We start from the raw sequence: 12476 nt of genomic DNA, 5'->3' as shown, positions 1-12476 counted from the left end.
AGTGAGCTGTTATGACTGATAAAACCATTCCGTTTTCGGTGCTGGATCTGGCACCGATCCCTCAAGGGTCCTCAGCACGAGAAGCCTTTACCCACTCTCTCGATCTCGCTCGCCTGGCAGAAAAACGCGGTTATCACCGTTACTGGCTGGCTGAGCACCACAATATGGTTGGTATCGCCAGTGCCGCGACCTCCGTGCTGATTGGTTACCTGGCGGCGAACACCACCACGCTGCACCTTGGCTCCGGTGGCGTGATGCTGCCGAACCACGCCCCGCTGGTGATTGCCGAGCAGTTTGGTACGCTGAATACCCTCTATCCTGGCCGTATCGACCTGGGTCTTGGCCGTGCGCCGGGCAGCGACCAGCCGACCATGCGCGCCCTGCGTCGCCATATGAGCGGCGACATCGATAACTTCCCGCGCGATGTGGCTGAACTGGTGGACTGGTTTGACGCGAGTGACCCTAACCCGCACGTGCGCCCGGTGCCAGGCTACGGTGAGAAGATCCCGGTGTGGCTGCTGGGCTCAAGCCTGTACAGCGCGCAGCTTGCCGCGCAGCTGGGGCTGCCGTTCGCCTTTGCCTCACACTTCGCGCCAGATATGCTCCATCAGGCGCTTCACCTCTATCGCACAAACTTCAAACCTTCAGAGCGTCTGGAAAAACCGTATGCGATGGTGTGCATTAACATCGTTGCCGCCGACAGCAATCGCGATGCGGAATTCCTGTTCACCTCCATGCAACAGGCTTTTGTGAAGCTGCGTCGCGGTGAGACCGGCCAGCTGCCGCCGCCGGTGGAGAATATGCATCAGCTGTGGTCGGCATCCGAACAGTATGGCGTTCAGCAGGCGCTGAGCATGTCGCTGGTGGGGGATAAGGCAAAAGTGCGTCACGGGCTGGAGGCGGTGCTGCGTGAGACGCAGGCGGATGAAATTATGGTTAACGGCCAGATTTTCGATCATCAGGCACGCTTGCATTCGTTTGACCTGGCGATGCAGGTGAAAGAGGAAGTGTCAGGTTAGCGCGGTTTGTTCCCCTCTCCCGTCGGGAGAGGGTGACAGGTGGTGTTACTGATACACCGGCAGCAGGTTAAAACTCGACAGGACATGTACCAGCGCGTTGCCAATACCGAACACCAGAATCAGCGCAATCATCGGCTTTCCGCCCCAGACGCGGAATTTCGGGCTGCCGAAGCGTTTACGTGATTTGCGTGCCAGCAGCGCAGGCACAATCGCCGCCCAGATGGTCGCCGCCAGCCCGGCATACCCGATGGCATAGAGGAAACCATTCGGCCACAGCAGACCGCCAACAATCGGTGGCAGGAAAGTCAGCAGCGCGGTTTTAAAGCGCCCCATAGCGGAATCATCAAAACCAAACAGATCGGCCAGGTAGTCAAACAGGCCCAGCGTCACGCCGAGGAAAGAGCTCGCGACGGCAAAGTTAGAGAATACCACCAGCAACAGATCCAGACTGCGGCTGTTCAGTACGCCGCTCAGCGCCTGTACCAGTACATCAATGTTACCGCCCTTCTGCGCAATGCCGATAAATTCAGGACGCGGGATATTGCCCATCGTCCCCAGCAGCCAAATCACGTACAGCGCCAGCGCCAGCAGCGTGCCGTAGATCAGGCACTTCACAATTGTGCGTGGATCTTTACCGTAATACTTCATCAGGCTCGGCACATTACCGTGGTAACCAAATGATGCCAGACAGAACGGCAGGGTCATCAGCAGGTACGGCGTGTAAGCGGTATTCGTCTCCGCCACGTTGAACAGCGTGGCCGGCGTAACGTGCCCAAGCAGGCTGCCGAAGGTCAAGAAGAAGGTGATCACCTTCGCGCCCAGCACAATCGCCGTCATGCGGCTCACCGCTTTGGTGCTCATCCAGACGATAAACGCGACGCCCAGCGCGAAGCACAAGCCCGCCACTCTTGCCGGCACGTTCAGCGACAACTCCGAGAATGTGTGATGCAGAATGGAGCCGCTTGCTGAGATGTACGCGTAAGTCAGGATGTAGAGCACAAAGGCAATGGAGAGGCCGTTTACCAGGTTCCAGCCTTTGCCTAACAGGTCTTTAGTGATGGTGTCGAAGCTGGAGCCAATGCGGTAGTTCAGGTTGGCTTCGAGGATCATCAGCCCGGAATGAAGCATACAGAACCAGGTAAACACCAGTGCCGCCAGCGACCAGAAGAACCACGCACCGGACATAACCACAGGCAGGGAGAACATCCCGGCACCAATAATGGTTCCGCCGATGATCACCACGCCGCCAAGCAGCGAAGGTGACGTTTGGGTGGTGGTAAGTGTCGCCATACAGCCTTTTCTCCAGTCAATAATGCGGTTATGCATGTTAATGTGCAGCACTGTACCAGTACGAGAGTACAAAAGGAATAAAAAAAGCCCCGACAATGTTTATCGGGGCTGTATAGATTACTTTACGTCAAAACGAAAGACTTACGCGTCACCGAAACGACGACGAGCGGTACCTTCTTCACGACGTGGGCCACGGCTTTCGCGACGCTCGCCAGAGAAACGACGACCTTCGCCTGCGCCAGCGCGGTTGCCTTCGCTACGACCGCCTTCACGACGTTCGCCACCGAAACCACGACCACCGCCACGACGTTCGCCACCACGGTCAGTACGTGGCTGGGCATCGCCCATCAGCTGCATGTTCATCGGCTTGTTCAGGATGCGGGTGCGAGTAAAGTGCTGCAGTACTTCGCCCGGCATGCCTTTTGGCAGCTCGATGGTAGAGTGAGATGCGAACAGCTTGATGTTACCGATGTAACGGCTGCTGATGTCGCCTTCGTTAGCGATCGCGCCAACGATATGACGAACTTCAACACCATCATCACGGCCCACTTCAATGCGGTACAGTTCCATTTCGCCAGCGTCACGACGCTCACGACGTGGACGCTCTTCGCCACTGCGCTCTGGACGGTCAGCACGTGGACCACGATCGTTACGGTCGCCACGACGTTCGAAACGCTCGTCACGGTCACGGAACTCACGCTTAGGACGCATCGGTGCATCTGGTGGCACGATCAGGGTACGTTCGCCCTGTGCCATTTTCAGCAGTGCTGCGGCCAGCGTTTCCATATCCAGCTCTTCGCCTTCAGCGGTAGGCTGAATCTGTGCCAGCAGTGCACGATACTGGTCCAGGTCGCTGCTTTCCAGCTGCTGCTGTACTTTCGCGGCGAATTTTTCCAGACGGCGTTTGCCCAGCAGTTCTGCATTTGGCAGTTCCGCTTCTGGAATGGTCAGCTTCATGGTGCGTTCAATGTTACGCAGCAGACGACGCTCGCGGTTCTCAACGAACAGCAGCGCACGACCTGCACGACCCGCACGACCGGTACGACCGATACGGTGAACGTAGGATTCGGAGTCCATTGGAATATCGTAGTTAACAACCAGGCTGATACGCTCAACGTCCAGACCACGTGCTGCCACGTCGGTTGCAATCAGGATATCCAGACGACCGTCTTTCAGGCGCTCCAGCGTCTGCTCACGCAGAGCCTGGTTCATGTCACCGTTCAGCGCTGCGCTGTTGTAGCCGCTACGCTCAAGCGCTTCAGCCACTTCCAGGGTCGCGTTTTTGGTACGAACGAAGATAATCGCCGCATCAAAATCTTCCGCTTCCAGGAAACGAACCAGCGCTTCGTTTTTACGCATACCGTATACAGACCAGTAGCTCTGGCTGATGTCCGGGCGAGTGGTCACGCTGGACTGAATGCGCACTTCCTGCGGCTCTTTCATGAAGCGGCGGGTAATGCGACGAATCGCTTCTGGCATGGTTGCAGAGAACAGAGCGGTCTGATGACCTTCCGGGATCTGCGCCATAATCGTTTCTACGTCTTCGATGAAGCCCATACGCAGCATTTCATCTGCTTCATCCAGTACCAGACCGCTCAGTTTAGAGAGGTCAAGAGTACCGCGCTTCAGGTGATCCAGCAGACGGCCCGGCGTACCGACAACAATCTGTGGACCCTGGCGCAGGGCACGTAACTGCACGTCATAACGCTGGCCACCGTAAAGGGCCACCACGTTTACGCCGCGCATATGTTTAGAGAAATCAGTCATAGCTTCTGCAACCTGAACAGCCAGTTCACGGGTTGGAGCCAGGACGAGGATCTGCGGTGCGCGCAGTTCCGGATCGATGTTGTGCAGCAGCGGCAGCGAGAACGCTGCGGTTTTGCCGCTACCAGTCTGGGCCATGCCCAGCACGTCACGACCAGACAACAGATGTGGGATACATTCTGCCTGGATCGGAGATGGTTTTTCGTAACCCAGATCGGTAAGGGCTTCAAGGATAGGAGCCTTCAGGCCCAGATCTGCAAAAGTGGTTTCGAATTCAGCCATGTAGTACGAGTGCCTCAATGTCAATGGCGGCCAGTCTACTTAGCTCATCGTGAAAATGATTAGCAATTTTCATTGAAAAGTGTGAACCGGCTCAAAGTAGATGTATTGACGAACAACAACGCCCTCACCAGTTAAGGTGATGGCAATCAAAAGATTACGGGCTGATGTTTATGTCGTCAGCTATTGCTGGTCCGATTCTGCCAGGTCGTCTTGCTCCTGGCCCAAGAGCGATAATTCCAACAATGCATAACGGTGCTCAACGAAGTTGTGTACGTTGTTAGCAACCGCTAATTTGAACAGTGCCGTAGCGCTGTCCTTATCCCCCAGACTTAGGTAGTACTTACCTAAATAGAAGTTGGTTTCACTGAGATGCTCAGCGAGCGAGGTGTTATCCGTTGCGTCCGCCTTGAGGCGTTCCATCAGCGTTGCTTCGCTAATGTTGCCCAGGTAGAACTCGACAATGTTCCATCCCCACTGTTCCTTGTCCGATTTATCGAAGCGCTGTTTCAGTGCTTCTTTTGCCTGCTTCTCATCGAGCTTCTGCTCAACGATGTATAGCCACAGACTGCGGAAAGGATCATTAGGATCGTCTTGATAAAACGCCAGCAGATCATCTTGCGCTAACTTATCACGACCGCCGTAATACAGGGCGATACCGCGATTCAAGTGCGCGTAGTTGTAAGTTGGATCAAGCTCAAGTACAGAATCAAACGCTTCATAGGCAGCATCAAAATTGCCTGCCTGCGTTAAATAAATGCCTAAGTAATTGAATACTTCAGGCATATCAGGTCGAATTGCCAGCGCTTGTGAAAAATCATTCCGCGCTAATGCCCTCAGACCGAGACTATCATACAACACTCCGCGCTCATATAAAAGCTGTGCGCGTTCGTCATCGGTTAAAGCCCGACTGGCAAGAATTTGTTCCATGCGTGCCAGAATCACTTCCTGCTGCAAAGTCGGTTGCAATGGCACTGCGAGGACTTCGCTCTTACGCCAGGCAGAGTTGCTGCATCCTGCCAGCGTTAAAGCTGTCGCAACGAAACACCAGCGCAAAAAAGGCTTCATTTCCCACTCCCGAAGACAACTATTGGATGAACGTCCTGTCCCCCGGCGGCTTAACAAGGCGTCCTGCCTGATAATAGGCCCTCCGCCGAAGCGGAGGGCAAATGCAACTTACTCGCCTTGCTGTTCTGCTGCCGATGCTTCTGGCGCAGCAGCCGGCTGAGACTGCTCGGTTGCTTCTTTAATGCTCAGACGGATACGGCCCTGGCGGTCAACTTCCAGAACTTTAACCGGGACTTCCTGACCCATCTGCAGGTAATCGGTCACTTTCTCAACGCGCTTGTCAGCGATTTGAGAGATGTGAACCAGACCTTCTTTACCGCCACCGATGGCAACAAACGCGCCAAAGTCAACGATACGGGTCACTTTACCATTGTAGATACGGCCCACTTCGATTTCTGCAGTAATTTCTTCGATGCGACGAATAGCGAATTTCGCTTTCTCGCCGTCGGTCGCTGCAATTTTCACCGTACCGTCATCTTCGATTTCGATAGTGGTGCCAGTCTCTTCGGTCAGAGCACGGATAACGGAACCGCCCTTACCGATAACATCTTTGATCTTGTCTGGATTGATCTTGATGGTGTGGATACGCGGAGCGAACTGAGAAATGTCGCCGCGTGGCGCGTTGATCGCCTGTTCCATCACACCCAGGATGTGCAGACGAGCACCTTTAGCCTGGTTCAGCGCAACCTGCATGATCTCTTTGGTGATACCTTCAATTTTGATATCCATCTGCAGCGCAGAGATACCGTCGCGGGAACCCGCAACTTTGAAGTCCATATCGCCCAGGTGGTCTTCGTCGCCCAGAATGTCAGACAGAACAACAAAGTTCTCGCCTTCTTTCACCAGGCCCATTGCGATACCCGCAACGGCGGCTTTGATTGGCACGCCTGCATCCATCAGCGCCAGAGATGCGCCACACACGGAAGCCATGGAAGAAGAACCGTTAGATTCGGTGATTTCAGAAACCACACGAACGGTGTACGGGAATTTGTCAGCATCCGGCATCACTGCCAGCACACCACGCTTCGCCAGACGACCGTGACCAATTTCACGACGCTTAGGCGAACCCACCATACCGGTTTCACCTACGGAGTATGGAGGGAAATTGTAGTGGAACAGGAAGCTGTCAGTACGCTCGCCCATCAGTTCGTCGATGTTCTGCGCGTCACGTGCTGTCCCCAGGGTCGCGGTAACCAGCGCCTGCGTTTCGCCACGGGTGAACAGTGCAGAACCGTGAGTACGTGGCAGAACGCCAGTACGCACGTCCAGACCACGGATCATGTCTTTTTCGCGGCCATCGATACGCGGCTCACCCGCCAGGACGCGGCTACGAACCACGTTTTTCTCGATAGCGTGCAGAATTTCGCTCAGCTCGTTAGCATCCAGCGTTTCGTCTTCAGCAATCAGCGTTGCGATAGTTTCGTCTTTGATCACGTCAACCTGAGCATAACGCTCCTGTTTGTCGGTGATGCGATAAGCATCGCTCAGACGAGATTCAGCCAGCGCAGCAACGCGTGCATTCAGCGCGTCGTTGACGGCTTCAGGCTGCCAGTCCCAACGTGGTTTGCCCGCTTCTTTAACCAGATCGTTGATGTTCTGAATAACGATCTGCTGCTGATCGTGGCCAAAGACCACCGCGCCCAGCATCTGGTCTTCGCTCAGCAGTTCCGCTTCGGATTCAACCATCAGCACAGCCGCTTCAGTACCAGCAACAACCAGGTCCAGCTTACTTTCTTTCAGCTCTTCCTGCGTTGGGTTCAGCACGTACTGGTCGTTGATGTAACCAACGCGTGCAGCACCGATTGGGCCATTGAATGGAATACCAGACAGTGACAGGGCTGCAGAAGCACCGATCATCGCAACGATATCCGGGTTAACCTGTGGGTTAACGGAAACAACGGTCGCGATAACCTGCACTTCGTTCACGAAGCCTTCCGGGAACAGCGGACGAACCGGGCGGTCAATCAGACGCGCAATCAGGGTTTCGCCTTCGCTTGGACGGCCTTCACGACGGAAGAAGCCACCCGGAATTTTACCGGCAGCGTAGGTACGCTCCTGGTAGTTAACGGTCAGCGGGAAGAAGTCCTGACCTGGTTTTGCTTTTTTCTGGCCAACTACGGTTACGAATACCGCAGTGTCATCCATGCTTACCATAACGGCAGCAGTAGCCTGACGTGCCATCATGCCGGTTTCCAGCGTGACGGTGTGTTGACCATACTGGAATTTACGAACGATCGGATTCAGCAAAGTTCTGTCCTTTCTTAAATGTATGACAGCACACCACCGGTGTGCTGACGATTTAACCCGACCTTCTTCGCATCCTCGCGACTAATGACAACCAACACCCCCATGGGTGAAGCCTCTCATTAGCCGCGCGAACCTCTGCAATGAAGATCATTTATAGCAACAATACAATAGTTTCCAGTGAATTGCTGCCGTCTGGTTGAAAAAAGGGGCCATCAGGCCCCCTTTTCTGAAACTCGCAAGACTTAGCGACGCAGACCCAGACGCTCGATCAGCGCGGAGTAACGTGCAACATCTTTACGTTTCAGGTAGTCGAGCAGTTTACGACGCTGAGAAACCATACGCAGCAGACCACGACGGCTGTGGTGATCTTTTTTGTGCTCTGCAAAGTGACCCTGCAGGTGGTTAATCTGTGCAGTCAGCAGTGCAACCTGAACTTCGGTAGAACCGCTGTCGTTAGTACCACGACCAAACTCAGAAACGATTTTAGCTTTAGCTTCAACGCTTAGAGACATTTTCAAACTCCAGAATATAAAGAATGTAAGGATGCCGATCTCTAATTCAGCAATCCCAGTATACGTCCCGCAATATGTTAAACAATTTGCCGAACGTTAAGCCGCGATATTCTACTCGTCTCCCCTGCTTATCGCAAGGCGAGCCGTTATCGCTATCAGGCTTCAACCGGATACTCAACGACCAGGCGACGCGGCGCGACGCGCCCTTCGCCATCCATTTCACCCATGCCGATAAACTTACCTTCATCCCCCTCGGTCACGCGTACCAGACCTTCAGAAGGAGCACTGGTGGTACGAACCGGGTTTCCGTTCTTAAAGTAAACGGAGGATGTTAAAGGAAGATTAACAACCGGGAAATCGGCCGCCGGGCTGTCCATTGGCATCAGCAGCGGATCGAGCAAATCGGCAGGCGCAATCTCCTGCGCTTCCGCCTGCTCAACCAACTCGCGCAGATGTTCAAGGGTCACCATTCGCTCAACCGGGTACGTGCTGACAGCCAGGCGACGCAGGTAAATCACGTGCGCACCGCAGCCCAACTTTTCACCCAGGTCGTCAATGATGGTACGAATATAGGTGCCTTTCGAACAGTGAACTTCCAGCTCCAGCTCATCGCCTTCGTGACGAATAAAGAGCAGTTCGTACACGGTAATCGGACGGGGTTCACGAGGAACATCAATGCCCTGGCGCGCATATTCGTACAGTTTCTTACCCTGGTACTTCAGCGCCGAATACATTGACGGTACCTGCAGCGTGTCGCCACGGAAACTTTCCAGCGCGGCATCAAGTTGCTCCGCGCTGAAGGTCACCGGACGCTCTTCTACCACCTGACCATCGGCATCGGAGGTGTCCGTGCGCTGGCCTAATCGGGCGATGACCCGATAGCGCTTATCGGAGTCCAGCAGGTACTGGGAAAACTTTGTCGCTTCCCCCAGGCAGATCGGCAGCATGCCGGTCGCCAGCGGATCGAGCGCGCCCGTGTGGCCCGCACGGTTGGCGTTAAAAATACGCTTAACTTTTTGCAGCACGTCGTTGCTGGAAGCGCCCTGGGGTTTATCCAGCAGCAGCACACCATGCACGTCGCGACCGCGACGACGAGGACGACTCATTAGTCCTCCTTGCTGTCGTCCGTTGGGTTAACACGACGTTCGTCGTCATGTTTCACCACGCTGGTCACCAGGTTCGACATGCGCATACCTTCGACCAGAGAGTTGTCGTAGAAGAAGGTCAGCTCAGGCACGATACGCAGACGCATCGCTTTGCCGAGCAGAGAGCGGATGTAGCCAGAGGCTTCCTGCAGCGCTTTAATGCCGTTTTTAACCGCGGCTTCGTCCTGATCGTTCAGGAAGGTCACGAACACTTTGGCATACGCCAGGTCGCGGGACATTTCCACGCCGGACACGGTGGTCATCACACCCACGCGTGGATCTTTAATTTCACGTTGCAGGATGAGGGCGATCTCTTTCTGCATTTCTTGCGCTACGCGCTGCGGGCGACCAAATTCTTTCGCCATAATAAATTCTCCAGACAAAAAAGGGGCAAAAAGCCCCTTTTAAAATTATTACCGGGTGGCGCTTTGCTTACCCGGCCTGCATCGATGATTAAGCAATCGTACGCTGAATTTCGATGATCTCGAACACTTCGATCATGTCGCCAACGCGAACGTCGTTGTAGTTCTTCACGCCGATACCACATTCCATGCCGTTACGGACTTCGTTAACGTCATCTTTGAAGCGGCGCAGGGATTCCAGCTCGCCTTCGTAGATAACCACGTTGTCACGCAGTACGCGGATCGGGTTGTGACGTTTGATGATACCTTCGGTAACCATACAGCCCGCGATCGCACCAAATTTCGGTGATTTGAACACGTCACGCACTTCAGCCAGACCGATGATCTGCTGTTTCAGCTCTGGAGACAGCATGCCGCTCATCGCTGCTTTCACTTCGTCGATCAGGTTATAGATGACGGAGTAGTAACGCAGATCCAGACTTTCAGCATCAATCACTTTACGTGCAGACGCGTCAGCACGTACGTTGAAGCCGACCAGGATTGCATTGGATGCAGCAGCCAGGGTGGCGTCGGTTTCGGTGATACCCCCTACGCCAGAACCGATAATCTTCACTTTAACTTCGTCAGTAGACAGTTTCAGCAAGGAGTCGGAGATCGCTTCCACAGAACCCTGAACGTCGGCTTTCAGAACGATGTTCACTTCGTGAACTTCGCCTTCGGTCATGTTCGCAAACATGTTCTCGAGTTTAGATTTCTGCTGACGAGCCAGTTTAACTTCACGGAATTTGCCCTGACGATACAGTGCAACTTCACGCGCTTTCTTCTCGTCACGTACGACGGTCACTTCATCACCCGCAGCCGGCACACCGGACAGGCCCAGGATTTCCACTGGAATGGACGGACCTGCTTCCAGAACTTCCTGGCCCAGTTCGTTACGCATCGCACGAACACGACCGTATTCGAAACCACACAGGACGATATCGCCTTTATGCAGGGTACCTTCACGAACCAGAACAGTTGCAACCGGACCACGACCTTTATCCAGGAAGGATTCGATAACCGCGCCGCTCGCCATACCTTTACGAACCGCTTTCAGCTCCAGAACTTCAGCCTGCAGCAGGATAGCGTTCAGCAGGTCGTCGATACCGGTACCGGCTTTCGCAGATACTGGGATGAACTGCGCTTCACCGCCCCACTCTTCCGGCATAACACCGTACTGGGAGAGTTCGTTTTTAACGCGATCCATGTCAGCTTCTGGCTTATCGATCTTGTTCACTGCAACCACCAGAGGCACCTGCGCCGCTTTCGCGTGCTGGATAGCTTCAATGGTCTGTGGCATTACGCCGTCGTCTGCAGCAACAACCAGTACAACGATATCCGTTGCCTGAGCACCACGAGCACGCATAGAGGTAAACGCTGCGTGGCCCGGGGTATCCAGGAAGGTGATCATGCCGTTGTCGGTTTCTACGTGGTACGCACCGATGTGCTGGGTAATACCACCCGCTTCACCGGAGGCCACTTTCGTCGAACGAATGTAGTCGAGCAGAGAGGTTTTACCGTGGTCAACGTGACCCATGATGGTCACTACAGGCGCGCGCGGTTCTGCCGCTGCGCCGGTGTCACGGTCGCTCATTACTGCTTCTTCCAGCTCGTTTTCACGACGCAGGATAACTTTGTGGCCCATCTCTTCGGCTACCAGTTGCGCAGTTTCCTGGTCGATAACCTGGTTGATGGTGGCCATTGCGCCCAGTTTCATCATCGCTTTGATGACCTGAGAGCCTTTAACCGCCATTTTGTTGGCCAGATCGCCAACGGTGATGGTTTCACCAATCACTACGTCACGGTTAACAGCCTGAGCTGGCTTCTGGAAGCCCTGCTGCAGTGCGGAACCTTTACGCTTGCCGCCTTTACCACCGCGGATCGCTGCACGTGCTTCTTCACGGTCAGCTTTAGATTCAGCGTGCTTGTTGCCTTTTTTGGCTGGGCGAGCAGCTTTGGTGCTGCGAGTACGGCCACGACCACCTTCAACTTCACGGTCGTTATCGTCTTCTGCCTGGCGCGCATGCTGAGAAGTGGTGACGTGATAATCGCTGGTGTCTTCAGACGCTTCAGCAGGGTTCACACCGTTCTTCTCGTTTTCTTCAGCCATACGGCGCGCTTCTTCAGCTACACGGCGAGCTTCTTCTTCAAGCTTGCGGCGGGCTTCTTCTTCCGCTTTACGCTTCAGCTCGGCAGCTTCATTTTCACGGCGGGCTTTTTCAGCCTGGGCGGTTTTTGTCATTTCGTCGGTCTGTTGATTGCTCACTTTGTCTTTTTCCGCAGCTTCACGCTTCACTTTATCACTTGCGTCGCGTTTCGCTTTTTCTGCGGCCTCACGTTCAGCTTTTAATTCTGCTTCACGTTTGGCAGTCGCTTCTGCCTCACGCTGAGCTTGTTCTTCCGCTTCACGCTGTGCCTGCTCTTCCGCAGCAAGGCGTTCTGCCTCTTGCGGATCACGTTTTACAAAGGTGCGTGTCTTGCGGACTTCAATTTGTACCGATTTGCTTTTACCACCGGTACCAGGGATATTCAACGTGCTACGCGTTTTGCGCTGCAGCGTCAGCTTGTCAGGCGTCGAACCGTGTTCACGGTTCAGGTGCGCTAACAAGGTTTGTTTTTCTTGCGCGTTCACCGAGTCATCAGCGGACTTCGGGATCCCTGCATCAGCAAATTGCTGTACCAGGCGGTCCACGGAGGTCTGAATCTCGGCAGCCAGCGATTTTACAGTTACATCAGTCATGCTGTTCCTTC

General features: G+C 54.4%; 10 protein-coding genes. 1 reads left to right on the top strand and 9 read right to left on the bottom strand.

What is annotated here, in order from left to right; translation table 11 throughout:
- Positions 1-11: 11 nt before the first annotated feature.
- On the top strand, positions 12-1019 hold the full coding sequence (locus QE396_RS19820; RefSeq protein ID WP_020883541.1) for a luciferase-like monooxygenase: 1008 nt from the start codon (positions 12-14) through the stop codon (positions 1017-1019).
- A 45-nt stretch (positions 1020-1064) separates the two neighbouring features.
- Here QE396_RS19820 and mtr read toward each other — a convergent pair whose 3' ends face one another.
- The 9 genes from mtr to infB form a co-directional block, all read right to left on the bottom strand.
- Positions 1065-2309, bottom strand: coding sequence for a tryptophan permease (mtr, locus tag QE396_RS19815; protein ID WP_020883540.1), 1245 nt, complete (start codon positions 2307-2309; stop codon positions 1065-1067).
- 141 nt (positions 2310-2450) lie between these two features.
- The gene (locus tag QE396_RS19810) at positions 2451-4355 is read right to left on the bottom strand and encodes a DEAD/DEAH family ATP-dependent RNA helicase (RefSeq protein ID WP_020883539.1); all 1905 of its coding nucleotides are present in this window, start codon (positions 4353-4355) and stop codon (positions 2451-2453) included.
- Positions 4348-4428, bottom strand: a complete 81-nt coding sequence (gene yrbN, locus QE396_RS23525; protein WP_100122156.1) for a protein YrbN — start codon at positions 4426-4428, stop codon at positions 4348-4350. Before yrbN ends, QE396_RS19810 begins: the two co-directional genes overlap by 8 nt.
- Positions 4429-4535: 107 nt before the next feature.
- Positions 4536-5420 (bottom strand): lipoprotein NlpI, encoded by an 885-nt coding sequence (gene nlpI, locus QE396_RS19805; RefSeq protein WP_013098912.1) that lies wholly within the window; start codon positions 5418-5420, stop codon positions 4536-4538.
- Positions 5421-5528: 108 nt separating this feature from the next.
- A complete protein-coding gene (gene pnp, locus QE396_RS19800) occupies positions 5529-7667 on the bottom strand; it encodes a polyribonucleotide nucleotidyltransferase (RefSeq protein WP_014171780.1) in 2139 nt (712 codons plus the stop codon).
- Positions 7668-7909: 242 nt separating this feature from the next.
- Entirely contained in the window at positions 7910-8179 is a 270-nt protein-coding gene (gene rpsO / locus QE396_RS19795) for a 30S ribosomal protein S15 (protein ID WP_013098914.1), read from the bottom strand.
- A 155-nt stretch (positions 8180-8334) separates the two neighbouring features.
- The gene (truB, locus tag QE396_RS19790) at positions 8335-9285 is read right to left on the bottom strand and encodes a tRNA pseudouridine(55) synthase TruB (protein WP_014171782.1); all 951 of its coding nucleotides are present in this window, start codon (positions 9283-9285) and stop codon (positions 8335-8337) included.
- Positions 9285-9689: a 30S ribosome-binding factor RbfA gene (rbfA, locus tag QE396_RS19785; RefSeq protein ID WP_014171783.1), complete on the bottom strand. Its 405-nt coding sequence runs from the start codon at positions 9687-9689 to the stop codon at positions 9285-9287. The genes truB and rbfA overlap by 1 nt, the downstream gene beginning before the upstream one ends.
- A gap of 88 nt (positions 9690-9777) precedes the next feature.
- Positions 9778-12465, bottom strand: coding sequence for a translation initiation factor IF-2 (gene infB / locus QE396_RS19780; RefSeq protein ID WP_014171784.1), 2688 nt, complete (start codon positions 12463-12465; stop codon positions 9778-9780).
- Positions 12466-12476: the final 11 nt, after the last annotated feature.

The sequence above is a fragment of the Enterobacter sp. SORGH_AS_0287 genome (assembly GCF_031453695.1).
In the GTDB taxonomy this organism is placed as follows: Bacteria; Pseudomonadota; Gammaproteobacteria; order Enterobacterales; family Enterobacteriaceae; genus Enterobacter; species Enterobacter ludwigii.
Note: the sequence above shows the minus strand (reverse complement) of the source record. Positions and strands in the feature narration are given on the sequence as shown.